This window comes from Kocuria sp. LHG3120 (assembly GCF_049897445.1).
GTDB classification, from domain to species: domain Bacteria; phylum Actinomycetota; class Actinomycetes; order Actinomycetales; family Micrococcaceae; genus Kocuria; species Kocuria rosea.
In genome coordinates this window covers 50297-68834 of record NZ_JAFCWG010000001.1, presented here as the reverse complement: position 1 = coordinate 68834, position 18538 = coordinate 50297, and the positions used below count along the sequence as shown (strand labels likewise).

The 18538-nt window shown below is 66.9% G+C and carries 15 protein-coding genes; 9 read left to right on the top strand and 6 right to left on the bottom strand.

Going from position 1 to position 18538, the window contains the following annotated elements; genetic code table 11:
- Nucleotides 1-12: 12 nt before the first annotated feature.
- Nucleotides 13-1257, bottom strand: coding sequence for a CaiB/BaiF CoA transferase family protein (locus ACP7CD_RS00310; RefSeq protein WP_426118293.1), 1245 nt, complete (start codon nucleotides 1255-1257; stop codon nucleotides 13-15).
- Nucleotides 1258-1367: 110 nt separating this feature from the next.
- Between ACP7CD_RS00310 and ACP7CD_RS00305 the strand changes: the two genes are divergently transcribed.
- Nucleotides 1368-2267, top strand: a complete 900-nt coding sequence (locus tag ACP7CD_RS00305; RefSeq protein WP_426118291.1) for a LysR substrate-binding domain-containing protein — start codon at nucleotides 1368-1370, stop codon at nucleotides 2265-2267.
- A 183-nt stretch (nucleotides 2268-2450) separates the two neighbouring features.
- Here the strand turns inward: ACP7CD_RS00305 and ACP7CD_RS00300 are convergent, their stop codons facing one another.
- Together ACP7CD_RS00300 and ACP7CD_RS00295 are read right to left on the bottom strand one after the other, a co-directional pair.
- Nucleotides 2451-3839, bottom strand: a complete 1389-nt coding sequence (locus ACP7CD_RS00300) for an aldehyde dehydrogenase family protein (RefSeq protein ID WP_426118289.1) — start codon at nucleotides 3837-3839, stop codon at nucleotides 2451-2453.
- A gap of 51 nt (nucleotides 3840-3890) precedes the next feature.
- Nucleotides 3891-5501 carry a flavin-containing monooxygenase gene (locus ACP7CD_RS00295; protein ID WP_426118287.1) on the bottom strand — a complete coding sequence of 537 codons (1611 nt, stop codon included), beginning with the start codon at nucleotides 5499-5501 and terminating at the stop codon, nucleotides 3891-3893.
- Nucleotides 5502-5744: 243 nt separating this feature from the next.
- Between ACP7CD_RS00295 and ACP7CD_RS00290 the strand changes: the two genes are divergently transcribed.
- The gene (locus ACP7CD_RS00290) at nucleotides 5745-7394 is read left to right on the top strand and encodes a helix-turn-helix domain-containing protein (RefSeq protein WP_426118285.1); all 1650 of its coding nucleotides are present in this window, start codon (nucleotides 5745-5747) and stop codon (nucleotides 7392-7394) included.
- A 237-nt stretch (nucleotides 7395-7631) separates the two neighbouring features.
- Here the strand turns inward: ACP7CD_RS00290 and ACP7CD_RS00285 are convergent, their stop codons facing one another.
- Entirely contained in the window at nucleotides 7632-8645 is a 1014-nt protein-coding gene (locus ACP7CD_RS00285) for an AsnC family transcriptional regulator (protein ID WP_426118283.1), read from the bottom strand.
- 230 nt (nucleotides 8646-8875) lie between these two features.
- On the opposite strand from ACP7CD_RS00285, the gene ACP7CD_RS00280 reads away from it, so the two are divergent.
- Genes ACP7CD_RS00280 through ACP7CD_RS00270 form a run of 3 tightly spaced genes read left to right on the top strand, consistent with a single transcriptional unit; the run spans nucleotide 8876 to nucleotide 11672 of the window.
- A complete protein-coding gene (locus ACP7CD_RS00280; RefSeq protein ID WP_426118281.1) occupies nucleotides 8876-9628 on the top strand; it encodes a DUF5058 family protein in 753 nt (250 codons plus the stop codon).
- Nucleotides 9629-9655: 27 nt separating this feature from the next.
- Nucleotides 9656-10420 (top strand): hypothetical protein, encoded by a 765-nt coding sequence (locus tag ACP7CD_RS00275; protein WP_426118279.1) that lies wholly within the window; start codon nucleotides 9656-9658, stop codon nucleotides 10418-10420.
- A 25-nt stretch (nucleotides 10421-10445) separates the two neighbouring features.
- Nucleotides 10446-11672, top strand: coding sequence for an amidohydrolase (locus tag ACP7CD_RS00270; protein ID WP_426118277.1), 1227 nt, complete (start codon nucleotides 10446-10448; stop codon nucleotides 11670-11672).
- 618 nt (nucleotides 11673-12290) lie between these two features.
- Here ACP7CD_RS00270 and ACP7CD_RS00265 read toward each other — a convergent pair.
- Together ACP7CD_RS00265 and ACP7CD_RS00260 are read right to left on the bottom strand one after the other, a co-directional pair.
- A complete protein-coding gene (locus tag ACP7CD_RS00265) occupies nucleotides 12291-13202 on the bottom strand; it encodes an alpha/beta hydrolase fold domain-containing protein (RefSeq protein WP_426118275.1) in 912 nt (303 codons plus the stop codon).
- A gap of 43 nt (nucleotides 13203-13245) precedes the next feature.
- Complete coding sequence (locus ACP7CD_RS00260; protein WP_426118273.1) at nucleotides 13246-13689, bottom strand: DUF3237 domain-containing protein; 444 nt, start codon at nucleotides 13687-13689, stop codon at nucleotides 13246-13248.
- Between the two features lie 133 nt (nucleotides 13690-13822).
- Here ACP7CD_RS00260 and ACP7CD_RS00255 point away from each other — a divergent pair, with 133 nt between their 5' ends.
- The 4 genes from ACP7CD_RS00255 (at nucleotide 13823) to ACP7CD_RS00240 (ending at nucleotide 18523) form a co-directional block, all read left to right on the top strand.
- Nucleotides 13823-14452, top strand: coding sequence for a TetR/AcrR family transcriptional regulator (locus tag ACP7CD_RS00255; RefSeq protein ID WP_426118271.1), 630 nt, complete (start codon nucleotides 13823-13825; stop codon nucleotides 14450-14452).
- 828 nt (nucleotides 14453-15280) lie between these two features.
- A complete protein-coding gene (locus ACP7CD_RS00250; RefSeq protein WP_426119019.1) occupies nucleotides 15281-16240 on the top strand; it encodes a cyclase family protein in 960 nt (319 codons plus the stop codon).
- 77 nt (nucleotides 16241-16317) lie between these two features.
- Complete coding sequence (locus ACP7CD_RS00245; RefSeq protein ID WP_426118269.1) at nucleotides 16318-17442, top strand: FAD-dependent monooxygenase; 1125 nt, start codon at nucleotides 16318-16320, stop codon at nucleotides 17440-17442.
- Between the two features lie 64 nt (nucleotides 17443-17506).
- Nucleotides 17507-18523, top strand: coding sequence for a fumarylacetoacetate hydrolase family protein (locus ACP7CD_RS00240; protein WP_426118267.1), 1017 nt, complete (start codon nucleotides 17507-17509; stop codon nucleotides 18521-18523).
- Nucleotides 18524-18538 lie beyond the last annotated feature (15 nt).

Sequence of the window (18538 nt, the reverse complement as noted above, 5' to 3'; positions counted from 1 at the left end):
TTCAGCAGCGGTTCAAGATCTCCGGAGCGCATCGGCCGGGAGCGAGACAGTGGGAGTGCGCACCCAGGACAGGATGGCCTCGCGGTCACCGTCGAGGGCCGGCGGTGCCAGGTCGTACCCGGCAGGCGTGCGGGAGAAGGCGACAGGATGGCGGATCCCGGGCACGGCCTCGGTGCCGTGGCCAACGGTCACCACGGGTTCCAATCCGATCTGCTCGGCGAACTCGATGCCTCCGCGGACATCGTTGATGGGACCGCAGGGGATGCGGGCGGCAGTGAGAATCTCGAACCACTCGACGGCGGTTCGATTCGCAAACGACTCCTGCAGGAGCGGGCGCAGCTCGGCACGGTTGCGACTGCGCTCCGGGGCGGCGCTGAAACGCGGATCGTCGGTGAGGTGTCCGGCCTGCAGCGCGTTGCACAGCTTGCGGAACTGTCCGTCGTTGCCGATGGCTATGACGATGTCCCCGTCCTTGGTGGGAAAGGGCTCGTACGGGTAGAGGCTGGGGTGGTCATTGCCCATGCGCTGGGGCACTGTGCCGCTGAGCAGGTACCCACCGGTCTGGTTGACCATGCCTGACAGTGCCGAGGACATGAGGTTCAGCTCCACAAGCTGCCCCTTGCCGGAGTCGTTGCGATCATGCAGTGCGGCGAGAATGCCGATGCTGGCGTGGAGTCCGGTCATTACGTCGAACACGGCCACCCCGGAACGGAACGGGGATGTGTCCGGGCCGCCGGTGACGCTCATCAGACCGGACATCGCCTGGACGAGCAGGTCATACCCAGGCAGCGATGCACCCCCCGCAGTTCCGAATCCCGTGATCGAGGCGTAGATCACCTCCGGGTTGCCCGCCGTCACGGCCGGATAGTCCAGGCCGTACTTGGTGAGACCGCCCGGCTTGAAGTTCTCCACCAGCACGTCGGCGCGGCGAGCGATCTCCTGGGCCACCTGCAGGTCGTCAGGGTCGTTGAAATCCAGGGCGATCGAGCGCTTGTTCCGGTTGATCGAAAGGTAGTACGTGGATTCCCCGTCACGTACCGGTGGCATCCATGCCCGGGTGTCATCGCCGGCGGGGCCTTCCACTTTGATCACCGTGGCTCCCATGTCCGCCAACAACATGGTGCAGTACGGGCCAGCCAGCACCCGGGAAAAGTCGGCCACTACCAGGCCCGTCAGGGGACCGGTGCCTGTGGCATCCAACAGATCTTCGGACAGGGTCTCGAACCGGGCGGACGCACCGTTCTTCGTCGCTGTCATCATGCACCTCACATCGTTGGTTGGACTGAATTCCACCTTCCCACCCCGGATTACTGCAGGTCCAATACCAATATGTCGGGGAGTATTGCGTATGTTGCAATAATGGGTACATGGACTTCCAACAACTCCGCCTGTTCATCGCAGTGGCAGAAGAGCTGCATTTCGGTCGCGCCGCAGAGAAGCTGCACATGGCCCAGCCACCGGTGACTCGGGGTATCCAGCAGCTGGAGCGGGAACTGGGAACCAAGCTGTTCGACCGCAGCACGCGCAGCGTGCGGCTCACGGCGGCCGGTCAGGCGCTGGTCCAACCGGCCCGGGACGTTCTCAGCGCTGTGCAACGTGCTCGAAGAGTGGCCCTGGCCGCCGGGCGAGGTGAAGTGGGACGGGTGACGCTCACTTACGCGGGTGCATCCACCCATGTACTGGTCGGTGTGCTGGCTCGAGAGGTGCGCCGACACCATCCCGGAATCGAACTGGGCCTCTACAGCCAGAGTTTCGCCCTGCCCGCCCTGGGTCGAGTGCTGCGCATGGAGATGGACCTGGGACTGGGACGCTGGGACGTTATTCCTGCGGACATACGGACCCGTGTCGTCGCCGATGAACACCTGGTGATCGCCGTACCTGCCTCGCACCGCCTGGCCGACGCCGACGGCATGCACATGGTCGAACTCGCCGGAGAACCCTTTGTGGCTCTGCCCCCGCACGAGGGGGCCGTGCTGGGGGACCGATTGCGGCGGCTCAGTCACGGAGCGGGCTTCGAGGCGGAGATCGTCCAGATCGCCCCGGACTCCTGGACAGCGATGGCCCTCGTTGGTGCGGCGGTAGGCTGCTCGCTCACTTTGTCCTCCGTGGCGGAGAACGTCACGGATTCCCACGTACGCTTCGTGAGAGTTCTCGACGACACCCTGCCCGTCCAGCTGCGCCTGGCCTGGCGCGCCGACAACGACAATCCCGCCCTGACCGCGGTGCTGGCGCTCACCGAGAAGGTATGGCCCGCAGAACCCGCATAGACACTACTCATCTGGGCAGGCCGCCGGAAAGCTAGGAGCCTCGCGGCCTGCACGCGGCGCACGCAGGCAGCCGGACGGAACCCCATGATGTGACCACGGTCAAAAATCGTCGTCGCTGTTGTGCAGGGACCCGTGTGGTGCCCCTGCACAACAGCGACAACGCAGAGCGGAACGCGGGGCTGCTCAGCCTTCGACGATCGCAGCAGGGTCACGGATGAGCTTCTGGTTGGCGAAGGCGATGAATCCGTCCTTGGCCAGTTCGCGTCCCATGCCGGAGCGCTTCACCCCGCCAAAGGGCAGGTCCGGTGCTGACCGGGAGACGCTGTTGAGCCACACCATGCCGGTCTCGATCCTCTCGGCCACCGAGCGGGCCCGGCCCTTGTCCTGACCGAAGACCGTTCCTGCCAGACCGAAGGGCGAATCGTTGGCAAGGCGCACTGCCTCGTCGTCATCAGTCGCAGAGTGGACCACGGCCACCGGTCCGAACAGTTCCTCGCGGTAGGCCCGCGCCGGCTCCACCACGTCCACGAGAACAGTCGGCGGGAAGTACGCGCTCTCATCTCCCTCCGCGCGACCACCAGTGGTGACGCGGGCCCCGTGCCGCACGGCGTCGGCAACGAACGCGTCGAGCTCCTGAGCGGCCTGTGCCGAGACGAGCGGACCCAGCGCGCAGTCCTCGGTCATCGGATCGGAGGGTGTGTACTGGGCCATCTCCTGGGTGAACCGCTCGACGAACTCGTCGTAGATCCGCTCGTTGACGATGAACCTCTTGGAAGCCGTGCACGTCTGCCCACCGTTGACGAGACGTCCGGCGGCAGCCACCTTGGCCGCCTCCGCGACATCGGCGTCGTCCAGGACCACGAACGGATCAGCGCCGCCGAGCTCCAGCACCGCGCGCTTCAGATGACGTCCGGCCGCCGCGCCCACGGCCTCGCCGGCACGCTCAGACCCGGTGAGGGACACACCGGCCACCCGCGGATCGGCGATCGCCCGCTCCACTTGGGCCGATGAGATGAACGTGTTCGTGTAGACCCCCTCCGGCACTCCCGAGGCACGCAGGACCTGCTCGATCATCAAGGCTGCTTCCGGACAGTTGCGGGCATGTTTGACGAAGACCGCGTTTCCCAGTCCCAGGTTCGGAGCCACGAAGCGAACCACCTGGTAGTAGGGGTAGTTCCAGGGCATCACGCCCAGCAGGACGCCGATCGGCTCGTTGCGGATCACCGCGCTGCCCTCTCCGCGGATCGGCAGCTCGGACTCGCCGAGGAACTGCTGAAGGTGCTCCGCGTAGTAGTCAAAGATCGCCGCGACGATGTCGACCTCTTTGCGGGCTTGGGAGATGGGCTTGCCCATCTCCCGGGTCAGGACCGCAGCGAGCTCCTCTCGCCGTTCGCGGTGGGCTCGGGCCACGGACGCCAGGACGGTGGCGCGCTCCTCGGCGGGCCGAGACGCCCAGGCCTTCTGCGCCTGCGCCGCCGTGGTGATGACCCCATCGAGCGCCTCGTCCGAGATCTCCTGGTACGTGGCCGTGACCGTTCCGTCGGCCGGATTGGTGGAGGTGTATACACCCAATGGAAAACTCCTTGTCGTGTCGTGCGAGGACTGCAAGCGGAAGGCTGGACTTCAGGCGTCGACCGACACAGAGGAGGTGAGGCCGGAGTACCCGGACTGGGCCTCTTGCGACATCCTCTGCCGGTAGTTCGCCAGGCCGCCGAGGTAGAACAGCACACTGCGCTTCTTGCCCGGAACGTTGGCACCGAAGATCCAGGAGTCCACACGGCCGAACAGCGAGTCCTTGGCCAGTTCACGGCAGGTCTCGCTCCACTCCTGCTCGCTCTCTTCGGTCGGCTCCAGGCGCTGGATTCCCTCGCGTCGGGCGTGGTCGACGGCGCCGGCGATCCACTCCACCTGGACCTCGATGCTGGTGGGAAGGTTGGTGAACGGACCCTTGGGGCCCAGCACCATGAACCAGTTCGGGAAGCCAGGCGTGGTCACTCCGAGGTAGCTGGTCGGGTTTTCTGCCCAGTGCTCGCTGATGCCCACGCCGTCACGGCCCGTCAGGTTCATGCGGCGGTAGTTGCCGTCCACAGCGTCGAAACCCGTGGCGAAGACGATCACGTCGAACTCACGCAGCACACCGTCGGAGGTCAGGATGCCCTCAGGAGTGATCCGCTCGATCGGGGTCTCCTTGATGTTCACCGGCTCGACGTGGGGCAGGTTGAAGGTCTCGTAGAACCCGTTGTCGCACAAAGGACGTCGGGCGTGGAGCCCCTCCGGCATGATCTTCCGTGCCGTCTCAGGATCCTTGACCGTCTCGGCGATCTTGCGGCGGATGAAGTCTCCGGCGAGCCGGTTGGCCTTTTCGTCGGTGGCGAGATCCCCGAAGGTGCTGAACATGAACCGGAATCCACCGCCCTGGTCCCAGGCCTGCTGGAAGATGCGCTCTCGCTCCTCCTCGGTCGAGTCGAAGATGGACCGTTCGACCTCGTCGATGCCGAAGGCCAGAGCCGATTTCTTGATCTCGTCCCACATCTGCTCGTAGCGCTGATGCGTGTCTTCGACCTCGCCCTCGCGCATCGGGCGCAGCCCCACGGGCACGGAGTACTGCGGGGTGCGGACGAAGACGCTCAGGGCATCGACCTGCGGGCCCAGGGCGGTGACCACCTGCTGGCCGGTCGAGCCGGTACCGATCACGGCCACGCGCTGGCCGGTCACGTCGAGGTCCTCGGGCCAGGCGGCGGTGTGGACCAACCGGCCCTGGAAGTCGTCACGTCCCGGGATGTCAGGCATGTTGATGGCCGCGAGCAGTCCCACGGCATTGATGACGTAGGTGGCACGGATCGTGGCGCCGTCGTCCGTGGTCAGGACCCACTGGTTTGCTTCCTCGTCAAAGCGCTGAGCGGACACCCCCATGTTGAAGCGGAAGTGACGGCGCAGGTCGAACCTGTCGACGACGCCCTCCAGGTAGGACAGGATCTCCGGCTGCGTCAGGTAGGTGTTCTTCCAGATGGTGTCCTGGTACAGGTCCTTGTCGAAGGAGTACTGGTAGACGTAGCTCTCGGAGTCCGACAGAGCACCGGGGTAGCGGTTCCAGTACCAAGTGCCGCCCGGTCCTCCCGCCCGGTCGAAGCCGACGGTCGTCAGGCCCAGTTCGTTGACCAGTTTGTGCATGGCGTAGATGCCGCCGAATCCGGCTCCGATGACGACGGCGTCAACAGTCTCGTGAGTACCCATGGAATCCTCCTGTGTGCGGTAGCTTCGTGGTCTCCGGCATGTGTGACCCCGACCACTCCTGATAAGGACTCTATGGAGTGATCCAAGTCACTCGGTGTTCCGCTTTGGTACAACCCGCTGTGGGTGGGATAGCTGGCTCGGATCGGCACCACCGGACGTCTGGGCGACCTGGACCAGCCCGCGGTGCAGACAAAGGAACCGTTGCGGCGTCATGATTGACATATCGTCGAAAGGAGGGGAGCTATGAGCGGCGGACAGTACGACGCTGACGATCCTGTGCGCGCTGCGCTTCGGCGTCTGATCGATCAAGGCTTGATGTCCGACGTCGGGATCGATCACGTCGTGCCCCCGGCGATCCAGAACAGCTGGCGACGTTCGATCGCTTCGAAGGTCGATCCCTCAGGGCATCCCCGCATCGAGGACATCGGCTCCCAGGAGGACCTCATCCGTGAAGCTGCCGGCCGGGTGATGGACCGGTGGTACGGCTCCTTGACCAACACCCGGGCCACCCTCCTGCTGGGCAATGCCCAGGGCCACATCATCTGGCGACGGACCATCGATGCCCGGGACCGGCGCACCCTCGACCAAGTGGGAGCGGTCGAAGGAAGTGATTTTTCGGAGGGCTCCTCCGGGACGAACGGCCTGGGGACTGCGATCGAAGGGCGTCAACCCATCCTCATCCGCGGCAGTCAGCACTTTCTGGAGTCTCTGCGCGACGTAGCCTGCGCGGCAGCCCCGGTCATCCATCCGCTCACCGGCCGGGTCACCGGATCGGTCTCACTGACTTCTCCCGCACAGGAAGCCAACGACTTCATGGTCGCGCTGGTGCGCCAGGCCAGCCAGGAGATCTCCGACTCCTTGCTCGAGGGCTCCGACAGTAGGGATGTGGCTCTGGCGCGGGCGTTTCGCAAGGCCCGGTCGGGCAGTCGCGGAGTGGTGGTCATGAACCGGGATACCGTGATGTCGGATCTGCCGGCGCTGTCCTATTTGGACGCTGAGTTGCAGGCCCAGATCTGGGACCAGCTCGTCAGTCGGCTCGGCGTCGGCGAACAACGGAACTTCGATCTCCCAGAAGCCGGTCTGGCGGGAACTGTCAGGAATGTCGGGGCGTCCTCCGAGCCGGTGCTGGAACTGCAACTGTCCGCACCGACAGAAGACCCCCAGCAAAAGCTGGCCTCCTCCAGTCGTCCACGACCGGTAGCCGCTTCGGACGCGGCTTCAACGCCGCCCCCCGAGGAGGCCGATCAAGCCGTCGCTGCATGGTGGTCCGCGATGAATCGTGCGGCAGTAGGTAAAGGCCGGGAACTACCGGTCCCGGTCCCAGCGGGATCTGATGGGGAAAAGTGGATCCGCAGCTGGTCGAAGGCCTCCGGCAGGCCGGCGCGCGCTGTGGCCGCCTCCCTCGATGCCGGTGAACGGGGGTCGGAGGACATGGCCGCGGACGGTGTACCCGTCTTTCCGACCTTGCGTCACCGCCGCTCCGCCCTGGCAGACCTGGCCCGAGGGGCCTACCGCGGAGAATCCCCACCGCCACGCTTCACCGCTGAGGCGCTGAGCGCTCTGCTGTCGTGGCACTGGCCCGGTGACATGGCCGAGCTGGCAAGGACGGTCAACGGACTTCGGCGGACCGCGGAGAACCCGTGGACCGTGGACGTTAACGACTTGCCCCCACAGTTCTTGGCAGCACCGCGGCGGCGGCTGAGCAGATGGGATCAGGCAGAGCGCGACTCTGTTCTCGCCGCGCTGGGAGAGGCAAAGGGAAACAAGTCAGAGGCCGCCGCGATGCTCGGCATCGGGCGGACCACCCTGTATCGGAAAATTCGATCCCTGTCGATCGATCAACGGCAGATAGACGCGGTGGCAGAAGTTCTGAGCCTTGCAGAAACTAGTTGATTAATCGTCGGATCTGAGGGGCGGATTGAAAAACCCATCTGGCCTGTGGCGCCGATGGATGAACAGCCACGGGTGTGAAACCTGCGAAATGCTTCCACGAAAACGCGGAAATAATTCGCCATCATCAGGACCGACAGCCGGAGCCACTCAATTGTTCATGTGACGTGGCAGGCTCATCGCAGATGATGGAAACGGCGCGGGAGAGATCTCAGGTGGAAGTTATCGCCGTGATGAGCATCAGGACTGCCCGGTGGTGGGGTTGTTCTTGACCACGACCTTGCCGGTGGCTGTGGAGTCGTGGTTCAGCATCCAGCCCATGCGTTTGTGGGTGCGCACCCCGACGTCGGATTCCACGACCTGGATTCCGGGTGCGGCGGTCTGCAGCCCGGCTTCGATGTCGAGTATGTCTCCGGGGGTGCGCAGCCAGAGCAGGAAGGTGAGGTTGGTGTCGCCGGTGGTGGAGGCGCACAGGCGCAGGGTCCGGTGGGAGCGCAGATGGCGCACGGCCGCTTCGAGCTGGGCCGGTGGCACCCGGACGTACCACTGGCAGGACAGGGGGTAGCCGGAGTGTTCTTGGGCCAGTTCGCAGCGCAGGGCGATCGAGCCCGTCTCGATCGCTTGGCGCAGGTGCCGGGCCGCCGTCGTGGGGTGGGTGCCCGTGGCCGCGGCGATCTCTGCGGCGGTGGCGCGCCCATCAGCCTGGAGCACGGCTGATATTTCCTCGAAGCGCGGGGGAGGAGTCCCGTGCGGGCGTAGCGCCTCGAGGCGCAGGGCGCTCACGCGGCGCTGCTGCTCCGGGGACAGCACGTCCAGTCGCCAGGTGCTGCCGGTCGCGTACAGGCGAGTGAGCACGGTGACCTGGGTGCGCAGGATGCCCGGGTCGGCCCGCACCAGTGGGAGTACATGGCTGGCCATCTGCTGCCAGGTGTGGGTGAGGACGGTGAGCCGGAGGTCCCAGGCCCGGGCGGACTCCTCCACGCTGTCGATCTCCGGTGCCGCGCACAGCCGCTCCAGCACCTCCGCCCGGCGACCCGGGCGGCACTCGAGGCCGATGAAGGTGGAACAGCCCTGCGCCCCGGAAATGCCGAGATGACCGGTGACCCACGCGCGGCCGTCGGCTCGCAGCCGCTCCCAGCGGGCGGCCAGGGTGGTGGGATGGCGCCCCAGCGCCGCACCGAGCTGGGTCCACGTGGCCCGCGGTGCGATCTGCAGGGCGTGGACGAGTTCAAGATCCTCGACGGGCAACTCCATGCTGAATCCTTCGGTAAGAACATGCCTTCATGCAGTTTATCGACCATATCGGGGCATGACGACTGATACCGAGTGAATCTCAGGAGAGACGCGTTCCACACCGGACGACCTGTTCTTCGGCGCATCCGCGGGAGGTTCTCCCCGTACCGTACGGGCCCGGTTAGGTGAGGGCGACGTCCTCGCCCCTTGAGTTCTTGCCGTGTTCGCCTGATCCTTCCCTGGGAGTTCTCATGAACCTGCGCACCGCTGTCGACGGCGCCTCCACCGACATCCTGTCCGTGGCCAACCTGCCCGTGCTGTGGATCTGCGCCCTCGGCGTCTTCGCCGTCATCGTCGTCCAGACCCTCATCTACGTCCGGGCCGCCCGTGCGGCGGCCCCCGCCGCCGGGGTGAGCCCGGCCGAGCTGAGAACCTCCTTCCGCGCCGGGGCGGTCTCCGCCGTCGGGCCGTCCCTGGCCGTGGCCCTCGTCGCCGTGGCGCTCCTGACCGTCTTCGGCACCCCGGCCGTGCTGGTGCGGATCGGGCTGATCGGATCGGTGTCCTTCGAGACCGGTGCGGCCAGCATCGCCGCGGGCACCATGGGAGCCGACCTGGGCGGCCCGACCTACACGCAGGGCGTCTTCGCCGTGGCGTTCATGGCGATGAGCCTGGGCGGGGCGATGTGGATGCTCGCCACGCTGGTCCTCACCCCGCTGCTCAAGCGCGGGGACGTCAACCTGCGCAAGGTCAACCCCGCCGTGATGACCGTGGTCCCCGGGGCGGCCCTGCTGGGGGCGTTCTTCGCCCTCGGGCTCGGGGAGCTGCCGAAGTCGGGCAACCACGTGGTCGCCTTCCTCGCCTCGGCGGCCGTGATGGCGGTGTGCCTGGGCCTCGCCAAGGCGCTCCGGGCGCAGTGGATCCGCGAGTGGGCCCTGGGCATCGCCATCCTGACCGCGCTGGTCGTCACCTACCTCACCGTCGGCGCCGGCGTCTTCACCGCCTGAGCCCGAGACCACCGAAGGACTTCTGCCATGACCACCGTGAACCCCGCTGCCGTCCCCGCCCTGGAGCAGTTCGACGCGACCACCGCCCGCTGGGGCCGGCTGACGATGATCGCCGGGCTGCTCTTCGCCCTGGCCGGCCCCGCCTACCTCGTGCTCTTCTCCGGCCTGGACGTGGACCAGGCCCGGATCTGGACCGCCCTGCTGGCCATCGCCGGCACCTTCGGGGTGCTCTGGATCGTGGAGCCGCTGACCTACTACCCGATCCTGGGCCAGGCCTCGATGTACCAGGCCTTCATGATCGGCAACATCTCCAACAAGCTGCTGCCCTCGGCGCTGATCGCCCAGTCCGCCATCGGTGCGAAGCCCGGCACCCGCCGCGGGGAGCTGGCGGCGGTGATGGCGATCAGCGGAGCGGCCATGGTGCACCTGGTCTCGCTGCTCGTCCTGGTCGGTCTCCTGGGCTCCTGGCTGGTGAGCGTCGTCCCGGCCGACGTCGTCGCCGTGGTCCAGACCTACATCCTGCCGTCCGTGCTGGGCGCCGTGCTCGTGCAGGCCATCGTGTCCCAGTGGAACCTGCGCATGACGGTCGTCGCCGCCGTCGTCTCCGCCGCGGTGGTGTTCGTCCTCGTGCCCGCCGTCCCGGCCCTGGCGTTCTTCGGCACCGCCATCGCGGTGATCGCCACCGCTGTGCTGGCATGGTTCCTGCGCGACAGGTCGGCCCACCCGAACCCCGTTGATCAGCCGGTGGACGAGGCTGACGAGGCCCCCGCCCACGAGCCCGCCCGCGACTGACCCCCCATAGAAAGGGACACTATTCATGATCACCACCGACGCGGTGCAGCTCACCGACGACCTTCGTGAGCAGATGCACCACCTCTACCGGCACCTGCACGCGAACCCGGAGCTGTCCATGCAGGAGCACGCCACCGCCGAGCTGATCGAGGACCGGCTCGCTACCTTGGGCATCGAGAACTTCCGGTGCGGCGGCACCGGGGTGGTCGGGGTGCTGCGCAACGGCGAGGGGCCCACGGTGGCCTTCCGCGCCGACACCGACGGCTTGCCCCTGGCCGAGGACACCGGACTGGACTACGCCAGCACCGCCACCGGGCGGCTGGAAGACGACACGACCGTGCCGGTGATGCACGGCTGCGGCCACGACACCCACGTGGCCGTGCTGCTCACCGTGGCCGAGCTGCTGGCCGGCGCGCGGGAGGCCTGGGCCGGGACCGTGGTGCTGATCTTCCAGCCAGGGGAGGAGACCGGCGCCGGCGCGAAAGCCATGCTGGCGGACGGGCTGTGGGACAAAGCCCCGGCCCCGGAGGTCGTCTACGGTCAGCACGTCATGCCCGCCCTGGCCGGCACCGTCCGCTATACGGTCGGGGACGCACTGACCATGGCCGACTCCTGGCGGGTCACCGTCCACGGCAAGGGATCCCACGCCTCCCAGCCGCAGGACGCCACCGACCCGATCGTGCTCGGGGCGCACATGATCACCCGGATCCAGACCATCGTCTCCCGCGAGATCGACGCACGCCGGGCCGCGGTGGTCACCGTGGCGACCTTCCACGGAGGGCTCAAGGAGAACATCATCCCGGCCTCGGCCGAGTTCACGCTCAACGTGCGCACCCTCGACCCGGCAACCCGCGACCACGTCCTCACAGCGCTGCGGCGGATCATCTCGGCGGAGGCGGCAGCCTCCGGGGCCCCGGAGCCGGGCATCAAGGTGCTCTCCACCTTCCCGCGCACCTACAACGACCCCGAGGCCACCACCGCCCTCGTCGAGCGGTTCCGCCAGGTGTTGGGGGAGGACAACGTGGTGGAGGTCGAACCCGTCACGGCCTCGGAGGACTTCGGGGCCCTGGGCGCGGCGATCGGGGTGCCCTCGGTGTTCTGGATGTTCGGCGGACACGACGTCACCACGATGGACGCAGAAGGTCCGGTGCCGGTGAACCACTCCCCGTTCTTCGCCCCCGCCATGGAGCCGACCCTGTCCACCGGGGTCCAGGCAGCGCTCACCGCGATCCTGTCGCGGGTGGGCCACTGATCCCAAACGTGTCTGCCAGACGTAGCGGTCCGGCCCCGTCAACGAAACCGGACCGCTTCATTGCAACCACACTTCAGCCTTCATCTCACGGAACGGAAGAAACGTTCACCCCATTTCTGGGAGTTCCGCAATAAAATTGATTATAGATCTGGGGTGCGTGTCAAACGCCCCTGGCGTTCCAGTAGGAGTTTCCTCACGGGCGCGCTGGGTCCAAGGGTCTGGCCGTACATTCAGGACTGGAACGGTTGCTGGTTGGCCCGTGCAACGAATCGAAGAGCGGCTCCATTCTTTTTGCTTAACATATGGCCGGGTTAGCGGTTCTGGCGGCCAGGGCGCTTGTCATTTAGCTGACCCGCCCGCGGGCCGGTAATGAAGACATGGGGCAGGTCGGAGTCAAAGAGACCCGGGGTAGTCCCTCAAAGTATTTTTGAGTTACTGAGAGCATGTTCCTCACACGTAGAAGCGCAGGAGTCGGGACTGACGCAGAAATGCTTGCTACACCGTCTCTGCGACAGTCCCTGGATGTGTGGGCGAGTAGGGGTCGATGTTGGGTGGTTGGAGTACGACGCGAGCTGGATCCAGGTTCGGTATCGGTCCGATGGGTGAGGAAGTAAAGGGTCAGTTAGTGGGCACCGTGGGAGCGACGGCGCGAATCACATGGGCGGCGAGCTGTTCGTAGACTTGTTCGGCTATCTCGCGGGAGTCGCCCATGAGGTTGTAGGCGTGGTCCACTCCGGGCAGGTCATGGTGTTCCACCAGTGCGCCGGCCGCCTTCAGTTGGTGGGCATAGGCTGCCCCTTCGTCGTGCAGGCGGTCCAATCCCGGGGTCACGACGATGGCAGGGGCGATGCCGGCGATTCTCTCGCCGTTGGACCCCCAGGCCGGGGACACCAGGTGGTGCCGCCGCCGCGCAGGATCGGGTACGTAGGCGCGGTCGAAAACTTTGGCCATCCAGGGCTGGATGACCACTTTCTTTGCTCCGGCGCGCTTGTCCTTGGCTGGAGTCACCAGATCCAGCGGCGGGTAGTTGAGCACCTGCAGGCGCAGGGTGGGTCCGCTGTTGTCCAGGGCCAGTCGTGCGGCGCCGGCTGCGATGGCGCCGCCGGCGCTCTGCCCGCCCACGCATAGACGTGAGCCGTCCCACTCCCGTTCGGGTGTGGCGGCCCACTGGAGCACGTCGTAGACCTGTTCCACGGGCACCGGGAAGCGCGCCTGCGGGGCCACGGAGTAGTCGACGTTCACGACCACCACTCCGGCCCGGGAGGCCAGAAAACGGCACCAAGGGTCATCCTGTTCTGGGCGGGCGATGATGTAACCGCCACCATGGGCGTTGACATACACCGCCGGGCGCACCGACCCGGACGGCGCAGGCCAATAGAGCGTGCAGGCCACGTCGCCGTGGCGGGTCGGCACGGTGGCCTCGGTGGTGGTACCGGGGATGTTCACGAACTGCAGGTGGGCCTTGGGGATGGGATCTACGACCTTTTTCAGCAGCCGGGCGATGGCATCTGGGACGAATTGAAGGGCCAAGACGTGTCCTTTTCACGGGAGCGGACCAGGGACTGGGAATGGCTCAGACCGTACGTACGCAGTGGAACTCTAGGCTGACGCCCACCGGTGCATCGTTGGCGAACACGGGGCTGAGGGTACCGATCAGCACCGCGTCATTGAGCCAGGCGTAGCGTCCTTCGGGGGCCTCGATCCGCGGGGAGGTCAACCCGATCGGATCCTGCCCGGCGGCGATAACCCCGGTGTTGGTGACGGTGAGGACGGTGCCGTCAATGGTTCGGATGAGGTAACGGGCCGCGACCTTGAAGGTGCCGTCGGTCCTGGCCACCCCCCAGTCCGCCCCCAACGGCAGGATCTCACCTTCCAGCAGCGGGCCCTCGACCGTGCCACCAATGATGGGAATGATGCTGCTGGCCTCACCTGTTGCAGTCACCCCGCCGTCATAGGGCTCGGCGATCTGGACCTGCAGACGTGCGAGGAGCTCGAGCTCGAGGGTGGGATGGGTCATGGTGGCCTGCCTTCCGAACCAACGATGAATCACTGAATGTGACATGCCTCACCATATCCTAACTGGAGCGCGATGCTCCGGTTGTACTGTGGGAAAGGTGGGAACTGAGAAAGAGCACAGGCAGCCGCTACAGATGCGCGCTGACGCCCGGGAGAACCGGCGTCGCATCGTTGAGGCGGCGCGGGACCGGTTCGCCACTGCAGGGTTGGCGGTCAGTGTCAACGACATCGCCGCCCACGCCGGGGTCGGGGTGGGCACGCTCTATCGGCGCTTCCCCCACAAGCAGGACCTGGTGAATGCCGTGTTCGCCTCGGTCCTGGATGAGTTAGAGGACATTGTCCAGCTTGCGACCCGGTCTTCTTCGGGATGGGAGGGGCTGGTGGCCTACCTCGGTGCCGCCTGTCAGCAGTTGCTTTCGAATCGAGCGTTGCGCGAAATCGTCTTCGGTCCCGGTCTTACCGGCACGCAGTTCCAGGACGTCCACGAACGCCTCAGACCACCCCTGAAGGTGCTCGTCACCCGGGCGCAGGCCGAGGGGCGGATGCGCGCCGATGTCAGCGCCGAGGACATTCCTCCCCTGCTGTACATGCTGGGCGAGCTCGGCCCCTACCTGCAACAGATTCCCGGGATGTCAGTGGAACGCTATTTGGGCATCCTTATCGACGGCCTCCGGGCCCACCCCGGCACTACATTCCTGCCTTCGCCCCCCACCGAAGGGGCCATCGCCGCCTTCATGTCCTCCTCCAGGAAACACAAAACCTGAGCACCTCGCCGGCTGTCTACTGACGCATGGTGCCGCAGCGCAGTTGCGCCATAACTGCTCCGCGCGCCCAGGGCCTCTCCTGCGCGACTGTGGACACAGTCGGTGTCGAAGGCATCGGCTCCTGCGGCGCCGGGCAGGCCCGTTCGGGGCGCGCCACGAGGATACGGCTCGTGGCGCTCGAGCTACCCCAACTGATGGAGCCGGCGGATCAAGGGAATGTTCGAGTCGCTCGACGCTTATGCCGCCGCAGTGGCGGTGATTTCCGGGCGCGCCCGGGGAGTCTCAAAGGACCGCGATGGGATCGTGGAATCCACCCGCAGGGTGGACACCATTCGCCGCTCAGCGATCACGGCTCGAACCCAGTGCACGAACCCGGTCCATGCCGAACTGCTGACCGGTCTTTCAGGACCTGCGGGAAGAGTGCGAAACGCTCCATGGTGAGGTGTAGATCCGCCGAATGGCTCGGTTGCGACCCCCCGTGAGTTGGCCGATCCAGCCGCTGTGGCACGGTTCACGCTGCGGTCTCTGGCGCGTTGCCATCAGGGTGTCGGTTCCGGTCGAAAGGTCGGCTGAATTCCCGGTTGCAGCGGAGGGTGGGCAACTCGCCGGGCTCAGCTCGTGCTTGATCAATCACTTCATTCTTGCAGGCGCGAAAAACTTTGGTGTGTGAAAACACGTGGCGACATATATTTACGGAGCAAATACCTGGCATCCGGGCAAGCGACTTCCGCCAGGGGCGGTCCGGCAGGAGAGTAGTGGCCAGGATCACAGGACGTCCGTGTCGGCCGTCCCGGAGGGCGAGGAGAGCACGTGGACCGCAGCGACGCGATGGGCAGCATCGAAGAGATGGCCGCCCGATGCCGCAACTGGGGCCGATGGGGCGCCGAGGACGTGCTGGGCACGCTGAACTTCATCGACGACGCCAAGCGCGCCCAGGCCGCTTCGCTGGTGCGCTCCGGGACGGTGTTCTCCCTGGCCCAGGCCTTCGACACCAACGGCCCGCAGAACGGGTGGCGGCGCCGGACCAACCCGGTGCACACCATGACCGACACCGGCCTGGAGGCGGAGTTCGGGGACCAGGGCTTCCCGCACGGCTTCGGCGGGGCCGACGACGTGATCGCGATGCCCCTGCAGTGCTCCACCCAGTGGGACGGGCTCGGGCACATCTTCGATCGCGGCCGCGCCTGGAACGGCCGGCGCGCCGGGTCTGTGGTGACCTCCGACGGGGACCAGGTCACCGGCATCGAGACCGCGGGCGCGCACCTGGTAAGCCGGGGCGTGCTGCTGGATGTGGGTCGGGTCCTCGCAGCGGAGCTGGGGCTGGAGCACCCGGAGCTGCCCGACGGCTTCGCGATCACGCCTGCGCATTTGGAGGCCACCATTCAGGCCCAGGGTTCCTCGGCTGCGGTGGGGCGCGGGGACATCCTCCTGGTGCGCACCGGCCAGTACGCCCGCACCCGCCGCGAGGGATGGGGCTCCTATGCGGGCGGGTCGGCCCCGGGGCTGTCCTTCACCACCGCCCCGTGGTTGCACGAGCGAGAGGTCGCCGCCGTCGCGACGGACACGTGGGGTTTCGAGGTGCGGCCCAACGAGTTCGACGACGCCTTTCAGCCGCTGCACCAGATCGTGATCCCCAACATGGGGCTGTTTATCGGGGAAATGTGGGCCCTGGACGGGCTCGCCGCCCACTGCGCGGCCGACGGGCGCTACGAATTCCTGCTGTCCGCCCCACCGTTGCCGATCACCGGGGCCGTCGGCTCCCCGCTCAACCCGGTGGCTTTGAAGTAGAGCTCCCGTTCACCGCACGCACCAGCACACCAAGTGGCAGCCGGATTGGTTGTCGCTCGCTCAGGAAGGACATCATCATGCCCGCTGTTCAAAGGATCGGCATCGTCGGGTCCGGCATCGGAGGCCTCACCCTTGCTGCCCTACTGGCCGACGCAGGCCTCGAGGTCGAGGTGCTGGAGAAGGCCGCCGGCCCGTCGACCCTGGGGTCCGGCATCACCTTGCAGGGCAACGCTCTGCGCATCTTCCGTGAACTGGGTATCTGGGACCAACTGCAGGAGAAGGGCTATCCCTTCAACAACTTGGGTCTGCGCGCCCCGGACCTGGCGGCCACCGTCATCGCCGTGCTCGATGATGTGCGCGTGGGTGGGGAGGACCTGCCGGCCACGATGGGCATTCCACGGCGCGACCTGGCTGCCATCGTGCGAGCCCGGGCTCAGAAGGCCGGAGCCGTGATCCGCTACGGGGTGACCGTCACCGGCCTCGAACAGGTCGACGACGCGGTGACGGTGACCACCGCCCCCGGGGAGACGCTCACCTACGACCTGCTGGTGGGCGCTGACGGGCTCAACTCCGCCGTGCGGGCCGCCATCGGGATCACCGAAGAGCCGCGGCGAACCGGCATGGGTATCTGGCGTGCCTTCGTTCCACGCCCGGCCGAGGTGACCCGCAGTGACCTGTACTACGGCGGTCCCGCCTACATCGCCGGTTACACCCCCACAGGTCCCGACAGCATGTACGCCTACCTGGTCGAGGAGGCCCAGGAGCGCGACGTCCACGACGGACCGGCGATCATGGGCGAGCTGGCCGCGGCCTACGGCGGGCCCTGGCACGAGATCCGCCAGAACCTCGACGAGGACGCCAACGTCAATTACACCCACTTCACCACCCACCTGGTGGATGGCCCCTGGCACCGCGGGCGGGTGGTGCTGCTCGGCGATGCCGCCCACAGCTGCCCACCCACCATCGCCCAGGGCGCGGCGATGGCCGTAGAAGACGCCGCCGTGCTGGCAGACGAGGTCCTGCGCGCGGACGCCTTCGACGAGTCGGTGCTCACCCACTACCGGGACCGACGCCTGCCCCGCGCCCGCACCGTGGTGGAGGCCTCCGTGCAAATCGGGCAGTGGATGCTCGAGGGCAAGAAAGACGCCGACGTCCCCGGGCTGATGCACCTGGTCGCCGACACGGTCAAGGTGCCCGTGTAAGCGTTGCCCCGGGGCCTGTGCCCGCCGACCACCGCATCCACGCTTCACCACCGAAAGGAGTCCCGTGGCTAAGATCGCCCGCTGGGCCCAGGCCGACACCGTCCGCACCGGGTTCGTCCATGAGGGCCGTTGCCTGCCCCTGCCTGAGCATTACACACCTCAGGACCTGTTCGAGGCGGGCCTGCAAGCCACCCTCGAGCTGGCCGCCCGCACCGTCGCTGAGGCCCCGGCCGACGTGCCGACCCTGGCACAGGTGCAGCTGTTGGCTCCCCTGGTGCCGCGCACGGTGCGGGACTTCGTCACCTTCGAGGAGCACGTCGAGGGAGTCACTGCCAGCATCGACGGCGTCAGCGAAGTCGTCGAGGAGTGGTACGAGGCCCCCACCTTCTACTTCACCAACCCGCACACCGTCCAGGCCACGGGGGAAACGATCCCCGTGCCGGCCGGGTGCTCCCGGATGGACCTGGAGACGGAGGTCGCCGCGGTGCTCGGGGCGGTCGACGGGCTCACCGGCACCGACCTCGAGCCCGCCGACGCGCACCGGATGATCTTCGGCTACACGATCCTCAACGACTGGTCCGCCCGCGACGTCCAGGCCCGAGAGATGAAGGTGCGGCTGGGCCCGTGCAAGGGCAAAGACTTCGCCTCCACCCTGGGCCCGTGGATCGTCACCGCCGACGAGCTCGAGCACCGCCACGACGCCGAGGGCTTCCTGGACCTGGCGATGACCGCCTTCGTCAACGAGGAGCCGCTGGGCACGGACTCGCTGGCCCACATGGGCTGGCCGTTCGCGGAGCTGGTGGCCTACGCCTCCCAGGACTCCCTCGTGCTCCCGGGCGACGTACTGGGCTCCGGGACGTCCGGCCGGGGCTGCCTGGCGGAACTGTGGGGCCGCAACGGCGCCCTGGTCCCCTCCCCGCTGCGGGCCGGGGACCGGGTGCGCCTGGTCGTTGCGGGTATCGGGGAAATCGAGAACACCATCGGAGAACGCCGCCACAACCGGATCCCCGCCGCCCGCGCCCGCCGGCGCGGCCGGGCCCGGACGGGCGCACCCGTGGACCCCGCCGCGGGGGGTCGGTGATGCCACAGGGCCGGG

What these genes read in the sequence shown, in the direction of transcription:
- ACP7CD_RS00275 (WP_426118279.1), top strand. Translation starts at nt 9,656, where the DNA reads ATGACCACCGTGAACCCCGCTGCCGTCCCCGCCCTGGAGCAGTTCGAC.
- ACP7CD_RS00310 (WP_426118293.1), bottom strand. Translation starts at nt 1,257, where the DNA reads ATGACAGCGACGAAGAACGGTGCGTCCGCCCGGTTCGAGACCCTGTCC.
- ACP7CD_RS00245 (WP_426118269.1), top strand. Translation starts at nt 16,318, where the DNA reads ATGCCCGCTGTTCAAAGGATCGGCATCGTCGGGTCCGGCATCGGAGGC.
- ACP7CD_RS00280 (WP_426118281.1), top strand. Translation starts at nt 8,876, where the DNA reads ATGAACCTGCGCACCGCTGTCGACGGCGCCTCCACCGACATCCTGTCC.
- ACP7CD_RS00285 (WP_426118283.1), bottom strand. Translation starts at nt 8,645, where the DNA reads ATGGAGTTGCCCGTCGAGGATCTTGAACTCGTCCACGCCCTGCAGATC.
- ACP7CD_RS00295 (WP_426118287.1), bottom strand. Translation starts at nt 5,501, where the DNA reads ATGGGTACTCACGAGACTGTTGACGCCGTCGTCATCGGAGCCGGATTC.
- ACP7CD_RS00290 (WP_426118285.1), top strand. Translation starts at nt 5,745, where the DNA reads ATGAGCGGCGGACAGTACGACGCTGACGATCCTGTGCGCGCTGCGCTT.
- ACP7CD_RS00270 (WP_426118277.1), top strand. Translation starts at nt 10,446, where the DNA reads ATGATCACCACCGACGCGGTGCAGCTCACCGACGACCTTCGTGAGCAG.
- ACP7CD_RS00305 (WP_426118291.1), top strand. Translation starts at nt 1,368, where the DNA reads ATGGACTTCCAACAACTCCGCCTGTTCATCGCAGTGGCAGAAGAGCTG.
- ACP7CD_RS00260 (WP_426118273.1), bottom strand. Translation starts at nt 13,689, where the DNA reads ATGACCCATCCCACCCTCGAGCTCGAGCTCCTCGCACGTCTGCAGGTC.
- ACP7CD_RS00255 (WP_426118271.1), top strand. Translation starts at nt 13,823, where the DNA reads ATGCGCGCTGACGCCCGGGAGAACCGGCGTCGCATCGTTGAGGCGGCG.
- ACP7CD_RS00250 (WP_426119019.1), top strand. Translation starts at nt 15,281, where the DNA reads ATGGGCAGCATCGAAGAGATGGCCGCCCGATGCCGCAACTGGGGCCGA.